Genomic DNA, 18,252 nt, shown 5'->3' with positions numbered 1-18,252 from the left:
CCTCCGGGAGGCGACTTCCGCGTCCCGCTGACGACTGCCGCCTCCGGGAGGCGACTTCCGCGTCCCGGAGGCGGCTTTCGCCTCCCGCTGACGACCGCGCCGCGTGATCGATGCCGGGACGCTGGACAACCCGGAGCGCGACGGTGTCGCGGGGGACGAGTTCCCGGCCCGCCGGTGCGGCGCCTACGGTGGCGCTGTGCGATACGGACTGGAGCTGCCGTGCGGGGGCGACGGGGTCACGGCCGGGCTGCTGGTGGAGCTCGGGGTGCGGGCCGAGGCGGCGGGCTGGGACGGGGTGTTCTTCGAGGACTACCTGACCTATTACCGGGGCGAGGATCCGGCGACGTACGACCCGTGGGTGCTGCTGACGGCCGTCGCCGCGCGGACCGGGCGGGTGCGGCTGGGTACCACGGTGTCCGGGCTGCTCGCGCGGGACCCGGTGAAGCTGGCCCGGGAGGCGGCCACGCTCGCCGCCCTGGCGCCGGGGCGGGTGGTGCTCGGGGTGGGACTCGGGGATCCGGCGGACCGGGGTGCGAAGCCGTTCGCGGGCGCTCGCGGGCCGGAGATGGACCGGCGGCTGGCGGAGCTGCTGGAGCTGCTGGCGGGGACGGGCGTGCCGGTGTGGGTCGGGGGCAGCGCCCAGGCCGGGGCGGTCGTGCGGCGGGCGGCCACGGCGCAGGGGATCGTTCCGTACAAGCTGACCGACACCCGGGGGTGGAGCGACTTCTCCGCGGAGGAGGTGCGGAGGCTTCGCGTACGCCCGGAATTCGACATAGCGATCGGCGGCCGCCGGCGCTTGCCCGACCCCGCGGCGGAGCGGGCCGCGATCGAGGCCGTGGCCGGTGGCGGAGCGACGTGGTGGCTGGAGTTCGTGCATCCCTCAGGCGCGGACGAGATGCGGCAGGCGGTCGGGGCCGGACCGCTGAGAGTGGCCTGAGCAGGCCGAAGGGGAACCGATATCAGCTAATTGTTGCGGCAAGTTTTCGGCGGGTCGATGATGAGGCTCAATAGATCTTGACTGTCCGTCCGGGGAGGCGCCCTCACATGTTGTCCGCACTGGATCGCAGCCGGTCGGTGGCGCCGCCCGGCTTCAGCCGCTGGCTGATCCCGCCGGCCGCGCTCGCCGTCCACCTGTGCATCGGCCAGGTGTACGCCACGAGCGTGTACAAGAACTCGTTCGTCGCCCACTTCGACAGCTCGGCCACGGCGGTCGGCGTGATCTTCAGCATCGCGATCGTGATGCTGGGGCTGTCCGCGGCCGTCGGCGGCACGTGGGTCGAGCGCAACGGCCCCCGCAAGGCCATGTTCGTGTCCGCCTGCTTCTGGGCGGCCGGCTTCCTCATCGCCTCGCTGGGCATCAGCACCGAGCAGCTCTGGCTGGTCTACCTCGGCTACGGCGTGGTCGGCGGCATCGGCCTGGGCATCGGCTACATCTCGCCGGTGTCGACGCTGATCAAGTGGTTCCCGGACCGGCCCGGGCTGGCCACCGGCCTGGCGATCATGGGCTTCGGCGGCGGCGCGCTCATCGCGAGCCCGCTGTCGCGGCAGCTGCTGTCGTTCTACGACTCGGGCTACGACCCGGACGTGGCGACCTCGGTGGCCGGCGGGGGCGCGCTGGTGGCGCTGTTCCTGACGCTGGGCATCGGCTACTTCGTGATCATGATGTTCGGCGTGGCCAACATGCGGGTGCCGGCCGACGACTGGAAGCCCGAGGGCTTCGACCCGGCGAGCATCAAGGCCAAGCCGCTGGTCACCACGGCGAGCGTGTCGGCCGCCAACGCGATCAAGACGCGGTCGTTCTGGATGCTGTGGATCGTGCTGTTCTGCAACGTGACCGCCGGCATCGGCATCCTCGAGCAGGCCAGCCCGATGATCCAGGACTTCTTCCGGGGCGGGGACGGCAAGTCGGAGGTCGCGGTCGCCACGGCGGCGGGCTTCGTCGGCGTGCTGTCGCTGTTCAACATGGCGGGCCGGTTCGTGTGGTCGTCGACCTCGGACTTCATCGGCCGCAAGCGGATCTACATGGTCTACCTGGGCGTCGGCATGATCCTGTACGCCCTGCTCGCCTCGATCGGCGACAGCGTCGTCGCGCTCTTCGTGCTGCTGGCGGGCGTGATCCTGTCGTTCTACGGCGGCGGTTTCGCGACGGCTCCGGCGTACCTGCGGGACCTGTTCGGCACCTTCCAGGTCGGGGCGATCCACGGCCGGCTGCTGACCGCGTGGTCCGCGGCGGGCGTCGCCGGGCCGCTGATCGTCAACGGCTTCCTCGACGCGCAGGGCAAGCCGGGCACGCTGACCTCCTCGGCGTACCAGCCCGCGCTGTTCACCATGGTCGGCGTGCTGGCGGTCGGGTTCGTCGCCAACCTGCTGATCAAGCCGATCGACGAGCGCTACCACGAGAAGCCCGCGGCGGCGGAGAAGGAGGCAGTGGCGTGAAGACCACGACGACGGTCCGGCTGGTGCTCTCCTGGGCGCTGGTCACGGTCCTGCTCGGCTACGGCGTGATCGAGACCGGGATCACCGCCGCCAAGCTGTTCTGACGCGCGGGCCCGCCGTCCGTAGAGTGATCACCATGGTTGATTCGCTCTCCGGGCGACGGGCCCTGCTCACCGGGGCGTCCGGCGGGATCGGCGGTGCCCTCGCCGCGGCCCTCGCCCGCGCGGGCGCCGATCTCGTCCTCTCCTACTCCGGCCACCGCGAGGACGCCCTGCGTGCTGCGGCCACTGCCGGGCGGACGGGCCGCATCGCCACCGTCCTGCAGGCCGATCTCAGCGGCCCGGAGTCCGGCCGGGACCTGCTGCAGCGCGCCGCGGAGAGCGGGCCCGTGGACCTCGTGATCGCCAACGCCGGCGTCGGCATCGCCCAGGAGTGGGACGAGGTCGACGACGACCTGTGGGCGCACACCCTCGCGGTCAACACCACCGCTCCCTGGCAGATGGCGCAGGCCGCGCTGCCGGGCATGATCGAGCGGGGGTACGGGCGCATCCTCTTCGTCTCCTCGGTCGCCGCCCTCACCGGCGGGGTGGTCGGCCCGCACTACGCGGCGAGCAAGGCGGCCCTGCACGGGCTCGTGCACCACCTCGCGCCCCGGGTCGCCCCGCACGGCGTGACCGTCAACGCGCTCGCCCCGGCGCTGGTCGCGGGCACGCGCATGCTGCCCTCCGGCGACCACGTGCCGCGGATCCCGGTGGGCGCGCCCGGCGACCCGGCGGACATCGCGGCGATGGCCGTGGCGATGCTGACGAACCCGTACCTGACGAACAAGGTCATCACGGTCGACGGCGGCATCCATCCGGTGTGACCACCGGTAGGCTGCGGTGGGTGCCTGACATCCAGCTGCGTCCCCTGGCCGACGACGACCTGGACGCCATCTTCGAGTTCGCGCGGGACCCGGTCGCCGTCCGCATGGCCGCCTTCACCGCCGACGATCCGGACGACCGGGCCGAGTTCGACGCGCACTGGCGGCGGATCCGCAGCGACCCCCGGATCCGCATCCGGGCGATCGTCGTGGACGGCGAGCTGGCCGGGACGGTGGCGAACTTCCCGGTGGGCGGCGACACCGAGATCACGTACTGGCTGGGGCGGTCCTTCTGGGGGCGCGGCATCGCGACCGCGGCCGTGGGCCGGTTCCTGGAGACCCTGCCGGTGCGGCCCGTGCTCGCCCGCGCGGCCAGCGACAACATCGGGTCGCTGCGCGTGCTGCGGAAGCTCGGCTTCCGGACGACGGGGACCGAGATCGCGTACGCCAACCAGCGCGGCGAGGAGATCGAGGAAACCGTGCTGCGGCTGCCCGCGTGATCGTCGCGCCGTACCACCTCGGAGAGCGCCTGCCCGGCGGGTGGGGACACGAAGATGCCGGTGCCCCCGGCCGCTGCAGCACGGCCGGGGGGCACCGGCATCCGGCCCCTCGGTAAGGTCTGGGACGGCGATCTCGTCGCGCCGGACCCACCCTAGGGCTACCGTCCGCGACCTTTCCTTAACGGTTCCTGAAGCTTGCCGCAGGTTTGCCGCAGGAAATTGTGGAGGAAGATCACCCGATGGCATAGCCGCAGGTCAATGGGCTGAGGCCGGCCGGCGGCTACCGGCTGGGGTAGAAGCCCGTCGGCAGCGCCGCGGCCCGGCGTTCCGCCTCGCGGTTGCGCATGCGCAGCCGCAGCAGCAGGGCGACGCCGACGAAGACCAGCAGCGCGCCCACGATGAGGCCCGGGCCGAGCAGGCTGGGCGGCCCGCCCGCGCCGGCGGCCGGGACGGCTTCGAGGTCGTCGGCGGACTGCTCGGGCTCCGGGGAGTCGATCGGCTCCAGGGAGGTCTCGGTCGGCGCGGGCGACGCCTCCGGTGAGGGCGACGGTGAGGTCGTGGCGGCCGGCTCCTGGCCGACGACCGGGCTCGTGCCCGAGGCCTCCTGCAGCAGCGTGCCGTCGGCGGTGAAGGCCTGCGGCTGGAACACCACCCGGCCGGTGGCGGCGTCCTCGTCGAAGCTGATCCGGTAGGTGGCCGTGACCGTGCGGCCGCGGCACAGCTGGCCCGGGTCGAGCTGCCGGTCGGTGATGCGGGCGACGTTGCCCTCCTCCTGCCGGCGGACGCCGAACTCGCCGTCCTCCTCGATCCGGGTGACCCTCAGGTCGTCCAGGTCCGGGCCGACGACCCGGGCGAGCAGCGACCACTGCACCTTGATGCAGCGGTTGCGGTCCGAGGACACGACGACGGTCAGGGTCCGGGCCTCGGCGCCCGCGCCGAAGGTGGCGGGCAACTCGGTGATCTTCACGTCGAACCCGGGCTCGACGGCCGCGGCCGCCCCCGGGAACGTGACCAGAGCCGCAGCGGTGGCCAGTGCGGCCCCCGCCGCCGCAGCGCGATACCGCACAGCGATCATCTCCTCACGCACAGTTATTAATGTGCCCCGCACGTCAGGTAGTTCGGGCGGCCCGGGCGAAAGGTTCACGCGCGCGCGGCGATGTCACCCCGGCCGGCCTTATTTTTCGCTTAGCTTCCTGTTTCGCGACGGTGTCTTCCCAGGTCAGAGGGCTTATGGTCGAGCCCGCACCGATCATGGGAGGAAAAACGCGCCAAAGAACTTCCCGAACGTTCATCCGAAGCGGCCCGCGGCACGTAGATGGGGGAGGGCAGGGACCGGGGCAACGCACCGTGAGGAAAGGCAGGAGGCACCGGACCGCCCGACAGTACTGAGCGCGGGGCATCCCCCACGGATGCCGGCGCCGGCACCGCCCACGCCGGTCGTCTCACCGCTGCGGAGAACGAGGAGCTATGGCCCGGACGAAGACGAAAGAACGCGCCACCCCCAAGGTGGACGTCGAGATGGGTGCCACCGGCGGACCTACCCCGCCGTCGAAGCTCACCGTCACACTGCTCGGCGTCAGCATCCTCGCGGCTCTCTGGGCCGCCATGATGCTGGTCCCCGCCGGGCGCGTCGCCTACGTCTACATCTTCAGCTACCTGGAGTACTACATGGGCGTCCTGTCGCTCGTGTCGCTCTCCATCACGATCATGGTCGGGCTGCTGTCGACGGACCGCCTGGTCCTCTCGATCCGCCTGCGCCTGATGTTGCAGTCCACCCACCGCACCACCGGCGTCATGGCGGTCTCCGCCCTCGGCGTCCACCTCTGGACCAAGTTCGCCGAGGGGCACATCCGGCTGATCGACATGTTCATCCCGGGCCTCTACCCCGGCTTCAACAAGGTCTGGGTCGCCTTCGGCACGATGTCCGGCATCATCATGGTCTTCACCATGTGGACCGGCATCATCCGCGCCCGGTTCATCGGCCGCGGCAAGCCGTGGATGTGGCGCGCCCTGCACAGCGTCTCGTACCTGATGTGGCCGATCGCCATCCTGCACGGCCTCAACGCCGGCCGCCCCGGCGCCGTCTACGTCATCGTCGGCTACGTCCTCTGCGTGCTCCTGGTCGTCATCGGCCTGGCCGTGCGGCTCGCCGTCAGCCTCAACCGCCGCAAGGACTTCGCCTCGCAGCAGGGCACCGCCGGCGGCGGCGGCAACACCGGCGGGATGAGCCCGGTCGGGAAGATGGCTTCCGGCGGCAAGGGCCGCAACCGCGCCCGCGGCGGCATGGACGACGCCCTGGTGTCCGACCGCGGCAACGCCGTCCAGGCCTGGAAGCCGGCCGCCCCGCCCAAGCCCGCCGCCGCCCCGCCGGTGCCGGCCGCCGAGCTCGCGCCGCCCGCCCCGGCCGCGCCCGCCCCGGTCAGCCCCGCCGTCGCGCCGGTCGCGGAGGAGCGCGAGGACACCCAGACCCGGATGCGCCGCCCGCGCCGCGACGAGGACGAGCGCTACGACACGCAGACCCGGATGAGCCGCCGCGAGCTGGAGCAGACCGGCCGCTGGGAGCTCGAGGACGACGACGAGCCGATCCGCCGCCCCCGCCGCCGGGTCGAGGAGGACCTGCCGCCGGCCCCGCGCCAGCGCCGCGGCGAGGACTTCGACGAGCCCACCACCGCCATCTCGCGCCGGGCCCTCGACGACGGGCTGCGCCGCTACGACGACGAGGACGACCTGCCGCCGCGCCGCCGCCGCGCGGACGAGGACGAGCGGTACGACACCCAGACGCGGATGCGTCGCCCGGCCCGCTACGCCGACGAGGAGGACGTGCCGCCCCGCCGCCGCGTGGACGACGACGAGCGGTACGACACCCAGACGCGGATGCGCCGCCCGGCCCGCTACGCCGACGAGGACGACGCCGCCATGCCGGCGCCGCGGACCACCCGCCGCGCCCTGCCCTCCGCCGAGGAGAACCTGCCCGCGCCCCGGGGCCGCCGCGCCGCCATGGACGACGACGTGCGGGAGGACACGCAGACCCGGATGAGCCGCCGGGCGCTGCTGGACGACGACCCGCGCGAGGACACCCAGACGCGGATGAGCCGCCGGGCGCTCCTGGACGACGAGGACCGCGAGGACACGCAGACCCGGATGCGCCGGTCGCGCTACGCCGACGAGGAGCCGCCGGCCCCGCGTCAGCGCCGCTACGCCGACGAGTACGCCGAGGACGAGCGCTACGACACGCAGACCCGCATGCGCCGCCCCGCCCGGTACGCGGACGAGGAGCCGCCGGCCCCGCGCCGCCGCTCCTCCCGCTACGCCGAGGAGGGCGAGGAGGTGCCCCGGGGCCGGCGCGACCGGGGCACCGACGTGGACCGCGCCGACTCGGGACGCCACAGCCGCAGCGAGTTCGTGGACCTCGCGGCGGACGTGGATCCGGCGGACGACGACGACACGCCGACGATCGTCGACATGGCGCAGCGCCGCGCCCGCCGGGCGGAACAGCAGGAACCCGTACGCTCCGGGACGGGCCGGGGGGCCCGCCGAGGATCCCGGGGCGCGACGGCTGAGGAAGCAGACGACGCCGGCTACTGGGCGACGCTGCGAGGGGAAGCTCAGTGAGGCACGACGCAACAAGTGAGGCACAGGCGTGAGCGGCGGCAAGGTTCCTCCGGTCACGTCGATCGGGACACCGCGGATCACCGCGGGCTTCGACGAGTACGGCCGCCTGGACCTGCTGGCGCACCAGGAGGTGCACGGCGGGTTCGCGGCCCTGTCCAGCGGTGAGCTCGTCGGGCTCGCCGACCGGATCGAGCTGCGCGGGCGCGGCGGGGCGGGCTTCCCGTTCGCCCGCAAGGTCCGCGCGGTCATCGACTCCTGCCGCCGGCAGGACCTGCCGCCGATCATCGTGTGCAACGCCACCGAGGGCGAGCCGCCGTCGTGGAAGGACAAGGCCGTGCTCACCCGCGGCCCGCACCTGATCCTCGACGGCGTGGCCCTGGCGGCCGCGGCGCTCGACGCCGAGGAGATCGTGATCGGCGTCGCCGACGACGGCATCGGCATGGAGTCGCTCGCCGCGGCCCTGGCCGAGCGCCGGATGCCGGTGCCGACCCGGATCGTCACCGTGCCGCACCGGTTCATCTCCGGCGAGGGCGGCGCGCTGGTCCGCGGGATCAACGGCGAGGCGCACATCCCGCCCGGGCGCAAGGTGCGCTCCAGCGACAACGGCGTCGGCGGGCTGCCGACGCTGCTGTCCAACGCCGAGACGTACTCGCAGCTGGCCATCGCCGCCCGGCTCGGCCCGTGGGAGTACAACTCGGTCGGCATCCCGGAGGAGCCCGGCACGGTCATGCTGACCGTCGGCGGCTCGTCGACCGCGCCCGCCGTGGTGGAGGCGCCCTCGGGCACCCCGCTCATGGAGGTGCTGGAGATGTGCGGCGCCGACATCGGCCCGGGGCTGCTGGTCGGCGGCTACCACGGCAAGTGGATCACGCCGGAGGCCGCGAAGACGGTCACCATCTCCCGCAAGGGCTTCGCCAAGGTCGGCGGCACGCTCGGCGCCGGCATGCTCATCCCGATCGGCTCGCAGACCTGCCCGCTCGGCGAGGTCGCCCAGGTCGTGCAGTACCTGGCGGGCGAGTCGGCCGGCCAGTGCGGCCCGTGCCGCCTCGGCCTGCCGGACCTGGCCCGCGCGGTGACTCTCGTCTCGCTGGGCGGCAACGCGGTCGAGAACGTGCGCCAGGCGGCCGGCGTGGTCAAGGGCCGGGGCGCCTGCAGCCACCCGGACGGCACCTCCCGCTTCGCGCTCTCGGCGCTGGAGGTCTTCGCCCGCGACGTGGAGCTGCACGCCAACGGCGAGGGCTGCGGCAAGCAGGTCCGCGGCATCCTCCCGCTGCCTTACCACCAGCAGCAGGGCGCCCGGAAGCTGGCGCTGGACTGGTCGCGCTGCGACGGGCACGGCCTGTGCTCGGCGGTCGCGCCCGAGATCATCCGGCTGGACGCGAACGGCTTCCCGGCGTTCCCGCAGACGCCGCTGCCGCCGTGGCTGGAGAACGGCGCCCGCAAGGCCGTCAACGTCTGCCCGGCCCTGGCCCTGCGGCTGACGGAGGCGGGCAAGAAGTGAGGCGACGGGTCCTGCTCGCGGCGACGGCGGTGCTGGCGCTCAGCGCCTGCGGCTCACCCGCGGATTCCACCGCCGCGGCGCAGCCCCGGCTTCTCGCCTTCACGGGCAGGACCCTCGACGGTACGGCCTACGACGCGGCCACCCTCGCCGGCAAGCCCACGATCCTGTGGTTCTGGGCGCCGTGGTGCGCCACGTGCGCCAGTGAGGCCATGTCGATCGCCGACCTGCACGACGAGTACGGCGACCGGCTCAACATCCTCGGCATCGCCGGGCTGGGCGGCAACGCCGAGATGCACGAGTTCGTCAGCGACCTCGAGGTCGGCAAGGTCACGCATCTCGACGACGAGGCCGGCGACATCTGGCGCAGGTTCGGCATCACCGAGCAGAGCACGTACGTGATCCTCGACCGGGACGGCCGGCAGGTTGTCGCGAGCTACCTCGACGACCTGCAGCTGACCCGGCAGGTCCGGGCGCTGGTGGCCTGAGCGGTGGGGACACCGCTGCTGCTCGCGCTGACGGCCGGGATGCTCGCGGCCGTCAACCCGTGCGGCTTCGCGGTGCTCCCCGCGTACCTGTCGGTCCTCGTGGCGCGGGACCGGCCGCTGAGCCGCGCGCTGGTCTGCACCGCCGCGCTGACCACGGGGTTCGTGGCCGTCTTCGGGACGTTCGGGCTGCTGCTGATGCCGCTGGCGGGCACGCTGCAACCGCGGCTGCCGTGGCTCACCGTGGCCTTCGGGCTGCTGCTGGCCGGGCTCGGCGGCTGGCTGCTCGCGGGGCGGTCGCTGCTGTCGACGGGCCGGCTCGCCCGGGCGCCCCGGCTGACCGGGACGCTCGCGTCGATGGTGCTCTTCGGGATGGCGTACGCGATCGCCTCGCTCGGCTGCGCGATCGGCCCCTTCCTGGCGCTCGTCGCGTCGGGGCTGCGGGCCGGGCCGACCCTGTCGGGCAGTGTGGTGTTTCTCGCGTACGCCGCCGGCATGGGCCTGGTCGTCGGCATGACGGCCGTGGCGGTGGCGCTGCTGCGGCAGTCCGTGGTGACCCGGATGCGGCGCGTGGCGGCGTGGGTGCCCCGGGCCGGCGGCGCCGTGCTGATGCTGACCGGAGCGTACGTGGCCTGGTACGGAGTGTACGAGCTGCGCCTTGTCAAGGACCTGGGTACTTCCGGGCAGGATCCCGTCGTGAATCTTGCCTCCGCGGCCCAGCGCGAGTTGAGTGATCTGGTCAGGTGGCTGGGCGCCGGCCGGCTCACGGTATTGTTCGCCGTCCTGGTGCTGACAGCCGTGCTGTCCGCCCGCCGTCGCCGCACCGCAGTGGGGAGTTGATCGTGGACACCGCGTACCGCGTGAGTCCACTCCGTCAGGGTGACCCCGAGCAGCTCGGGCGCTACCGGCTGACCGGGCGCCTCGGCTCCGGCGGCATGGGCGTCGTCTATCTGGCCCGCGACACCGACGGCACGTACGTCGCGATCAAGCAGGTCCACGTCACCCTGATCAACGACCCGGAGTTCCGCGGCCGCTTCCGCAGCGAGGTCGAGCGCGCCAAGCAGGTGCCGCCCTTCGCCACCGCCGAGGTGCTCGACTACGACCTCGACCACCAGCCGCCCTACCTGGTCGTCGAATATGTCGACGGGCCCAGCCTCGCCGAGGTCGTCGAGGACCGCGGCCCGCTGCGCTCGGCGGCGCTGCACTCGCTGGCCGTCGGCGTGGCCACCGCGCTGTCCGGCATCCACGGCGCCGGGGTCATCCACCGCGACCTCAAGCCCGACAACGTCCTGCTCGCCCCGGGCAGCCCCAAGGTCATCGACTTCGGCATCGCCCGGGCGTTCGAGGCGACCAGCCAGCACACGCGCACGGATCAGATGGTGGGCACGGTCGCCTACATGGCGCCCGAGCGCTTCTCGTCGGAGCCGGGCACGCCGCTGACCGCCGCCGCCGACATCTTCGCGTGGGGCTGCGTCGTCGCCTACGCGGGCACCGGCCGCACGCCCTTCCACGGCGACTCGCCACCGGCCACCGCGGGCCGCATCCTGACCCAGCCGCCCTATCTGGAGGGCCTGGCCGAGCCGTTGCGCGGCCTGGTCGAGCTGACCCTGTCCAAGGACCCCGCCGACCGGCCGACCGCGCGCGAGCTGCTCGACATGCTCCTCGGCGACGCGCCCGTCCCGCGCCAGACCTCCGCCGCCCCGGCCCCCGCCGCGCCCGCCGAGACGCACGCCGCCGCGCCGCGGCCCGCTGAGACCCACGCCGCCTCGCCGCGGCCCGCCGGCGGGCCGCATTGGGCGGTGCCGGCGCCGGGGCTGCTGCGCGGCGAGGCCCCGGCGGACCCGTACGCCCCCTCGTGGAAGCCCTCCGACGCGTACGGCCTGAGCGCCGGCCCGTACGAGCACTACCAGTCCGTCCCGGGCACCGACCGCCGCCGCGCGCGCCGGGGCAAGCTCGTGGCCGCGTTCGCCGTGCTGCTCGTGGCGGCCGGGCTCGGCACCACGGGACTCGTGCTGGCCCAGGCGGACGAGAGCAAGCCGCCCGTGCGCGCCGCGGACAGCGGCGGAGCGGCCGGTGTCGGCGCCGCGGTGCCCGGATCGGCCGTACCCTCGAGGGAGCCGGCGCCGGGCTCCGCGCCCGCGACCGACCCGCAGGACTACACCGCGCCGGAGCCGAGCCGCGCGGCCACGCGCACCGCCAAGCCCAAGCCGTCGGCGACGACGAAGCCGACGCCCAGGGAGCCGACCGGCGGCGAGCCGATCATCCAGGACCCGCTGAACCAGCCCGGCCAGTGGCTCGACAGCGAGATCCGCGAGCAGCAGGCCAACTGCTTCACCAAGGACGTCATGCGGGCGGGCCGCGTCGACCGGGGCACCTACCAGTGCGTCGGGCCGGACGAGTCGGTCACCGACGACTTCGGCGTCGAGGTGACCACCTCGCTGCAGTCGGCCGGCAGCTGCGCCGCGATCTGGTTCCACTGGGCCGACGACCGCGGCGGCGACGTGCTGCGCGTCTGCCAGGACGAGATCTCGGTCGCCGCGGACAAGCCGGACAGCAAGACGGTGTTCGACAAGGTCACGCTCCGGACGAAGATCGCGCTGAAGAAGTCCGTCCGGATCCACGCCGTGATGCGCGAGGGCTCGGTGCAGGTCTTCCGCAACGGCGCCTTCGTCACCGACCTCGACCTGCCGGCCGCCGAGCCCGACAGCGGCCAGATCCGTCTCGGCATCAGCGTCGAGGCCGTGGACGCCACCCCGCCCTACACCGTGCACTTCGCCAATGTCGACATCCGGTCGCTGTAGGCCCTTATTAAGCGATGGCTTAACCAGCCGTTGACACCCTGATCTCAGGGCGAATCATGGCGGGATGCAGGTTCCGGCACCGTTCGAGTACGCCCGCGCGTCCACGGTGGACGAAGCCGTCGCTCTGCTCGAGCGGCTCGGCGACACCGCCCGGCTGATCGCCGGCGGGCACAGTCTGCTGCCCATGATGAAGCTGCGCCTGGCGAGCTTCGACCACCTCATCGACATCAACGACCTGCGCGGCGAGCTCGGCTTCCTGCGGGTCACCCCCGGCGAGGTACGCATCGGAGCCCTCGCCCGGCACCGCGAACTGCTCGAGTCCGACGAGCTGGCGGCCGTGCTTCCGATCTTCCGGGACGCCGAGCGGGTCATCGCGGATCCCGTCGTCCGCAACCGGGGCACGCTCGGCGGCTCGCTGTGCCAGGCGGATCCGTCCGAGGACCTGTCGGCGGTGTGCACGGCGCTGGGCGCCTCGTGCGTGATCCGCGGCTCCGGCGGCACCCGCACGGTCGGGATGGCGGACTTCCACCGCGGCCCGTACGAGACGGCGGTCGGCGACGGGGAGATCCTGACCGAGGTACGCATCCCCGTGCACCCGCGCGCCGGGAGTGCGTACGCCAAGGTGGAACGCCGCGCCGGCGACTGGGCCGTGGTCTCCGCGGGGGCCGCCGTCCGCCTCGCCGGGGACGGCACGATCGCGGACGCGCGCGTGGGGCTGGCCGCGGTCGGGCCGAACACGACCGGCATTCCGGAGATCTCGGCGGCTCTGCGGGGGCGGGCGCCGTCGGAGGAGGCGTACGCCGAGGCCGGTGCGATCGCCGCGGCGTCGTGCGAGCCCGCGACGGATCAGCGGGGAAGCGCCGACTACAAGCGGCATCTCGCCGCCGAGCTGACCAGACGGACGCTGCGCGTCGCTGTGGCGCGGGCTGGAGGTTGAGCCATGCAGGTCACCATGATCGTCAACGGCGGCGAGGTCACCCGGGAGATCGAGGACCGGCTGCTGCTCGTCCACTTCCTGCGCGACACCCTGGGCCTCACCGGTACGCACTGGGGCTGCGACACCAGCAACTGCGGCACGTGCGTGGTGTGGCTCGACGGCGAGCCGGTCAAGTCGTGCACCGTGCTCGCCGCGATGGCCGGGGGCCACGAGGTGCGCACGGTCGAGGACCTCGCGGCGAACGGGACGCTGGATCCCGTACAGGAAGGGTTCATGCAGTGTCATGGGTTGCAGTGCGGTTTCTGCACCCCCGGGATGCTGATGACCGCGCGGGCGCTGCTCGACCGCAACCCTGATCCGTCCGAGGACGAGATCCGGGAGGCGATCTCCGGGCAGATCTGCCGCTGCACCGGTTACGCGACGATCGTGCGGTCGGTGCGCTGGGCGGCGGCGGCGTCATGACCACGGTCGAGAACGACCTCAAGCCCGTCGGGTACGGCCGCATGCTCCGCAAGGAGGACCCGCGCTTCCTCCGGGGCCGCGGCCGCTACACCGACGACGTCCAGCTGCCCGGGATGCTGCACCTGGCGATCCTGCGGTCGCCCTTCGCCCACGCGCGCATCGTCAGCATCGACACGACGGCCGCCGCCGCGCTGCCCAAGGTGAAGGCCGTCGTCACCGGCGCCGACCTCGCCGGCCTCGGACTGGCCTGGATGCCGACGCTCTCCGGCGACGTGCAGGCCGTGCTCGCCACCGACAAGGTCCGCTTCCAGGGCCAGGAGGTCGCCTTCGCCGTCGCCGAGGACCGGTACGCCGCCCGCGACGCCCTGGAGCTCATCGACGTCGAGTACGAGGTGCTCGACCCGGTGATCGACGCCCGGCAGGCGCTCGCGCCCGGCGCGCCGGTGATCCGGGACGACCTCGACGGCAAGACCGACAACCACTGCTTCGACTGGGAGACCGGGGACGCCGCCGCCACGGCCGCCGTCTTCGAGCGCGCCGACGTGGTGGTGTCGCAGGACCTCGTCTATCCGCGGGTGCACCCCGCGCCGATGGAGACGTGCGGGGCGGTCGCCGACTTCGACGCGGTCGAGGGCCGGCTCAAGCTCTGGTCCACCACCCAGGCGCCGCACGCGCACCGCACGCTCTACGCCCTGGTGGCCGGGATCCCCGAGCACAAGATCCAGGTCATCTCCCCGGACATCGGCGGCGGCTTCGGCAACAAGGTGCCCATCTACCCCGGCTACGTGTGTGCGATCGTCGGCTCGATCGTCACCGGCAAGCCGGTCAAGTGGATGGAGGACCGCTCGGAGAACCTCATCAGCACCGGCTTCGCCCGCGACTACATCATGCGCGGCGAGATCGCGGCCACCCGGGACGGCAGGATCCTCGCGATCCGCACCCACGTGCTCGCCGACCACGGCGCCTTCAACGGCACGGCGGCGCCGGTCAAGTATCCGGCCGGCTTCTTCGGGGTGTTCACCGGCAGCTACGACCTCGAGGCCGCGTACTGCTCGATGACGGCCGTCTACACGAACAAGGCGCCGGGCGGGGTGGCGTACGCGTGCTCTTTCCGCATCACCGAGGCCGTCTTCCTGGTCGAGCGGATCGTCGACTGCCTGGCGTACGAACTCGACATGGATCCCGCCGATCTGAGGCTGCGCAACTTCATCCAGCCCGCGCAGTTCCCTTACCTGACAAAGACCGGCTGGGAGTATGACTCCGGCGACTACGAGCCGACGATGCGGCTGGCCATGCAGCTGGCCGGCTACGAGGAGCTGCGGCGCGAGCAGGCTTCCCGGCGCGCGCGTGGCGAGATCATGGGCATCGGGACAGCGTTCTTCACCGAGGCGGTGGGGGCGGGACCGCGGAAGAACATGGACATCCTCGGCCTCGGCATGGCCGACGGGTGCGAGCTGCGCGTCCACCCGACTGGCAAGGCCGTCGTCCGCCTCTCGGTGCAGACGCAGGGCCAGGGGCACGAGACGACGTTCGCTCAGATCGTCGCCGAGGAGATCGGCATCCCGCCGGCCGACATCGACGTCGTGCACGGGGACACCGACAACACCCCCTTCGGCCTGGGTACGTACGGCAGCCGCTCGACGCCCGTCTCCGGAGCCGCCGCCGCCCTCGTCGCGCGCAAGGTGCGGGACAAGGCGAGACTGATCGCGGCGTCCATGCTGGAGGTGTCCGTCGCCGACCTGGAGTGGCAGAAGGGCGCGTTCGCCGTCAAGGGCGACCCGGGCACGGCGGTCACGATCCAGGACATCGCGATGCGCGCGCACGGCGCCGGCGACCTGCCCGAGGGGCTGGAGGGCGGGCTCGAGGCGCAGATCTGCTACAACCCGTCGAACCTCACCTATCCGCACGGCGCGTACATCTGCGTCGTCGACATCGACCCGGGGACCGCGGTGGTCAAGGTGCGCCGGTTCATCGCGGTCGACGACTGCGGTACGCGCATCAACCCGATGATCATCGAGGGGCAGGTGCACGGCGGGCTCACCGACGGGGTCGGCATGGCGCTCATGGAGATGATCGCGTTCGACGAGGACGGCAACTGCCTCGGCGCGTCGCTCATGGACTACCTGCTGCCGACCGCGCTCGAGGTGCCCGACTGGGAGACCGGCTTCACGGTCACCCCGTCGCCGCACCACCCGATCGGCGCGAAGGGCGTGGGGGAGAGCGCCACGGTCGGGTCGCCGCCCGCGATCGTCAACGCGGTGGTCGACGCGCTGCGCCCGTACGGGGTGCGGCACGCCGACATGCCCCTCACCCCGTCGCGGGTCTGGGACGCCATGCGCGGCGCCGCCCAGCCGCCGATCTGAGGAGGACCGGTGCCCTCTGTCGACGAACGGGTGGCGGTGCTCACCCGGCAGCGGCAACCCTTCGTGCACGCGACGGTGGTCCGCGCGCAGCAGCCCACGTCCGCCCGGCCCGGCGACGCCGCGGTCATCCTCGCCGACGGCAGCCTGGAGGGCTTCGTGGGCGGGCACTGCGCCGAGAGTACGGTCCGGACGGCCGCCCTCGACACCCTGCGCGACGGCTCGACGCTGCTGCTCCGGGTGCTCCCGTCCGCGGCCGGCGGCTTCCCCGAGGCGCCCGGCGCGCGCGTGGTCGTCAACCCCTGCCACTCGGGCGGCGCGATCGAGATCTTCCTCCGGCCCGTCCTCCCGGCCCGCGTCGTCGTGGTGGCCGGTGCGTCGCCGATCGCCCAGGCCGTCCGCGAGCTGGCCGCCTTCCTCGAGTGGGAGGTCGGCGACTCCCTGGGCGAGGCCACCGCCGTGGTCGTGGCCGGCCTCGGCAACGATGACGACAAGGCCGTCCGTGCCGCGCTCGACGCCGGCGTCTCGCCCATCGCCCTGGTGGCGAGCCGGCGGCGGGGCGCGGCTCTCGTCGACGAGCTGGGGCTGAGCCCGGAGGAGCGGGCGCGGGTGCACTTCCCGGCGGGGCTCGACCTGGGGGCGCGTACCCCTCAGGAGATCGCTTTGTCCATCATGGCCTCCCTCATCGGCCTGCCGCGCGTGGCCGCCCCCGCCCTCCCGCTCACCGCGATCGACCCGGTCTGCGGGATGACGGTCACTGTCGGTCCGGATGCGGTGGTCGCGGGAGACCATTACTTCTGCTGTACGGGATGCCGCGACGCCCATGCCGCCCGCTAGCCCCCGGGAGCTGCGCGACCAGCTCGACGCGGCCGGTTACCTGGCCGGCGACGGGCTCGCCACGGCAGCCTTTCTCGCCCTGCGGCTCGGGCGGCCGCTGCTGCTCGAGGGCGAGCCCGGTGTCGGCAAGACCACGGCGGCGAAGGCCCTCGCCGGCGCGCTGGACACCGTGCTGATCCGGCTGCAGTGCTACGACGGGCTCGGCGTCGCGGAGGCGCTCTACGAGTGGAACTACCAGCGCCAGCTCCTCGCCGTCCGCTCGTCCTCGGTGGCCGGCCTGTTCACCGAGGAGTTCCTGCTGGAGAGGCCGGTGCTGCGCGCCGTACGCCACCCGGGGCCCACGCCGCCGGTCCTGCTCATCGACGAGATCGACCGCGCCGACGACGAGTTCGAGGCGCTGCTGTTCGAGTTCCTCGGGGAGGCCGCGGTCACCGTGCCGGAGCTGGGCACCTTCACGGCTGCGCGGCCGCCGCTCGTGGTCCTCACCTCCAACCGCAGCCGCGACCTGCACGACGCCCTGCGCCGCCGCTGCCTCTACCACTGGATCGACTACCCGGCGCCGGCCCGGGCCGCCGAGATCGTCCGCCGCACGGTCCCCGGCGCGCCGGCCGCCCTGATCGCCGAGGCCGGCGCCTTCGTCGGGCGGGTCCGCGCCCTGACCCTCGACGCGCCGCCCGGTGCGGCGTCCGCACTCGGCGCGCCGCCCGGTGCGGCTTCCGGTCTCGGCGTGCCGCCCGGTGGGGCTTCCGGTCTCGGCGTGCCGCCCGGTGCGGCTTCCGCCCTCGACAAGGCGCCCGGCTTGGCCGAGACCATCGACTGGGTGGCGGCGCTGACCGTGCTCGGCATCACCGATCTGCTCGCGCCCGAGGTGCCGGCCACGCTCGGCGCCCTCGCGAAGACGCCGGACGACCTCGCCCTGGTCACCTCACTCATCCCGTCACTCGTCTCGCCCGACGTTTCGTCCCACGTCTCGCCCCACGTCTCGTCACTCGTCTCGCCCGGGAGGCCGAGCCATGAAGATCGTCAATGAGTTCACGGTGCACACGCCGGTCGACCGGGCGTGGGAGGTCCTGACGGACCTGGCCGGCATCGCCCCCTGCCTCCCCGGCGCCCGGCTGACCGGCGTGGACGGCGACGTCTACCAGGGCCGGGTGAAGGTGAAGGTCGGCCCGGTGGTCTCCGACTTCGCCGGGACGGCCCGCTTCCTCAGCAGGGACGAGACCGCCCACCGGGCCGTCATCGACGCCAAGGGCCGCGACGCCCGCACGTCCGGCAACGCGACCGCAACGGTCACCGCGTCGCTGCGGCCCGCCGGCGAGAGCACGATCGTCAGCGTCGACACCGACCTGCGCATCTCGGGCAAGCTGGCCCAGTTCGGCAGCAGCATGATCAAGGAAGTCTCCGCCAAGCTGCTCGCCGAGTTCGTCGCCAACCTCGAAGCCACCCTCGCCGCCGACCCCGC

At 73.1% G+C, this 18,252-nt stretch carries 17 protein-coding genes; 16 read left to right on the top strand and 1 reads right to left on the bottom strand.

The features are described 5' to 3' along the window. Positions 1-196 precede the first annotated feature (196 nt). The 5 genes from RBH18_RS30735 to RBH18_RS30720 all read left to right on the top strand — a co-directional run bounded on the left by RBH18_RS30735 (position 197) and on the right by RBH18_RS30720 (position 3,798). Complete coding sequence (locus tag RBH18_RS30735) at positions 197-937, top strand: LLM class flavin-dependent oxidoreductase (RefSeq protein WP_306213955.1); 741 nt, start codon at positions 197-199, stop codon at positions 935-937. 107 nt (positions 938-1,044) lie between these two features. Beyond that, on the top strand, positions 1,045-2,436 hold the full coding sequence (locus RBH18_RS30730) for an OFA family MFS transporter (RefSeq protein ID WP_306213954.1): 1,392 nt from the start codon (positions 1,045-1,047) through the stop codon (positions 2,434-2,436). Then, positions 2,433-2,540, top strand: coding sequence for an MFS transporter small subunit (locus RBH18_RS44260; protein ID WP_456237644.1), 108 nt, complete (start codon positions 2,433-2,435; stop codon positions 2,538-2,540). Before RBH18_RS30730 ends, RBH18_RS44260 begins: the two co-directional genes overlap by 4 nt. Before the next feature lie 32 nt (positions 2,541-2,572). Continuing rightward, on the top strand, positions 2,573-3,301 hold the full coding sequence (locus tag RBH18_RS30725; protein WP_306213953.1) for an SDR family NAD(P)-dependent oxidoreductase: 729 nt from the start codon (positions 2,573-2,575) through the stop codon (positions 3,299-3,301). A gap of 20 nt (positions 3,302-3,321) precedes the next feature. Beyond that, the gene (locus tag RBH18_RS30720) at positions 3,322-3,798 is read left to right on the top strand and encodes a GNAT family N-acetyltransferase (protein ID WP_306213952.1); all 477 of its coding nucleotides are present in this window, start codon (positions 3,322-3,324) and stop codon (positions 3,796-3,798) included. Positions 3,799-4,078: 280 nt separating this feature from the next. Here the strand turns inward: RBH18_RS30720 and RBH18_RS30715 are convergent, their stop codons facing one another. After that, the gene (locus tag RBH18_RS30715; protein ID WP_306213951.1) at positions 4,079-4,864 is read right to left on the bottom strand and encodes a hypothetical protein; all 786 of its coding nucleotides are present in this window, start codon (positions 4,862-4,864) and stop codon (positions 4,079-4,081) included. Between the two features lie 401 nt (positions 4,865-5,265). Between RBH18_RS30715 and RBH18_RS30710 the strand changes: the two genes are divergently transcribed. The 11 genes from RBH18_RS30710 to RBH18_RS30660 form a co-directional block, all read left to right on the top strand. Continuing rightward, the gene (locus RBH18_RS30710; protein ID WP_306213950.1) at positions 5,266-7,410 is read left to right on the top strand and encodes a translation initiation factor III; all 2,145 of its coding nucleotides are present in this window, start codon (positions 5,266-5,268) and stop codon (positions 7,408-7,410) included. Positions 7,411-7,438: 28 nt separating this feature from the next. After that, positions 7,439-8,911 carry an NADH-quinone oxidoreductase subunit NuoF family protein gene (locus RBH18_RS30705; RefSeq protein WP_305784225.1) on the top strand — a complete coding sequence of 491 codons (1,473 nt, stop codon included), beginning with the start codon at positions 7,439-7,441 and terminating at the stop codon, positions 8,909-8,911. Then, the gene (locus tag RBH18_RS30700; protein WP_306213949.1) at positions 8,908-9,396 is read left to right on the top strand and encodes a TlpA family protein disulfide reductase; all 489 of its coding nucleotides are present in this window, start codon (positions 8,908-8,910) and stop codon (positions 9,394-9,396) included. The genes RBH18_RS30705 and RBH18_RS30700 overlap by 4 nt, the downstream gene beginning before the upstream one ends. 3 nt (positions 9,397-9,399) lie before the next feature. After that, positions 9,400-10,233, top strand: a complete 834-nt coding sequence (locus RBH18_RS30695) for a cytochrome c biogenesis CcdA family protein (protein WP_306213948.1) — start codon at positions 9,400-9,402, stop codon at positions 10,231-10,233. A gap of 20 nt (positions 10,234-10,253) precedes the next feature. Then, positions 10,254-12,194, top strand: a complete 1,941-nt coding sequence (locus RBH18_RS30690) for a serine/threonine protein kinase (RefSeq protein ID WP_306213947.1) — start codon at positions 10,254-10,256, stop codon at positions 12,192-12,194. Positions 12,195-12,258: 64 nt separating this feature from the next. Next, on the top strand, positions 12,259-13,131 hold the full coding sequence (locus RBH18_RS30685) for an FAD binding domain-containing protein (protein ID WP_306213946.1): 873 nt from the start codon (positions 12,259-12,261) through the stop codon (positions 13,129-13,131). Positions 13,132-13,134: 3 nt separating this feature from the next. Further along, positions 13,135-13,593 carry a (2Fe-2S)-binding protein gene (locus RBH18_RS30680; protein WP_306213945.1) on the top strand — a complete coding sequence of 153 codons (459 nt, stop codon included), beginning with the start codon at positions 13,135-13,137 and terminating at the stop codon, positions 13,591-13,593. After that, the gene (locus RBH18_RS30675) at positions 13,590-15,956 is read left to right on the top strand and encodes an aerobic carbon-monoxide dehydrogenase large subunit (protein WP_306213944.1); all 2,367 of its coding nucleotides are present in this window, start codon (positions 13,590-13,592) and stop codon (positions 15,954-15,956) included. Before RBH18_RS30680 ends, RBH18_RS30675 begins: the two co-directional genes overlap by 4 nt. A gap of 9 nt (positions 15,957-15,965) precedes the next feature. Continuing rightward, entirely contained in the window at positions 15,966-16,790 is an 825-nt protein-coding gene (locus RBH18_RS30670; protein ID WP_306213943.1) for an XdhC family protein, read from the top strand. Then, complete coding sequence (locus RBH18_RS30665) at positions 16,777-17,820, top strand: AAA family ATPase (protein WP_306213942.1); 1,044 nt, start codon at positions 16,777-16,779, stop codon at positions 17,818-17,820. The genes RBH18_RS30670 and RBH18_RS30665 overlap by 14 nt, the downstream gene beginning before the upstream one ends. Further along, on the top strand, positions 17,804-18,252 hold a 449-nt coding region (locus RBH18_RS30660; protein ID WP_306213941.1), incomplete at its 3' end, for an SRPBCC family protein. The genes RBH18_RS30665 and RBH18_RS30660, both read left to right, overlap by 17 nt.

It is taken from the genome of Actinoplanes oryzae (assembly GCF_030757795.1).
In the GTDB taxonomy this organism is placed as follows: Bacteria; Actinomycetota; Actinomycetes; order Mycobacteriales; family Micromonosporaceae; genus Actinoplanes.
The sequence above is the reverse complement of the archived record's forward strand: the minus strand, read 5'-3'. Positions and strand labels throughout refer to the sequence as shown.

What these genes read in the sequence shown, in the direction of transcription:
- RBH18_RS30730 (WP_306213954.1), top strand. Translation starts at nt 1,045, where the DNA reads ATGTTGTCCGCACTGGATCGCAGCCGGTCGGTGGCGCCGCCCGGCTTC.
- RBH18_RS30680 (WP_306213945.1), top strand. Translation starts at nt 13,135, where the DNA reads ATGCAGGTCACCATGATCGTCAACGGCGGCGAGGTCACCCGGGAGATC.
- RBH18_RS30710 (WP_306213950.1), top strand. Translation starts at nt 5,266, where the DNA reads ATGGCCCGGACGAAGACGAAAGAACGCGCCACCCCCAAGGTGGACGTC.
- RBH18_RS30725 (WP_306213953.1), top strand. Translation starts at nt 2,573, where the DNA reads ATGGTTGATTCGCTCTCCGGGCGACGGGCCCTGCTCACCGGGGCGTCC.
- RBH18_RS30675 (WP_306213944.1), top strand. Translation starts at nt 13,590, where the DNA reads ATGACCACGGTCGAGAACGACCTCAAGCCCGTCGGGTACGGCCGCATG.
- RBH18_RS30665 (WP_306213942.1), top strand. Translation starts at nt 16,777, where the DNA reads ATGCCGCCCGCTAGCCCCCGGGAGCTGCGCGACCAGCTCGACGCGGCC.
- RBH18_RS30685 (WP_306213946.1), top strand. Translation starts at nt 12,259, where the DNA reads ATGCAGGTTCCGGCACCGTTCGAGTACGCCCGCGCGTCCACGGTGGAC.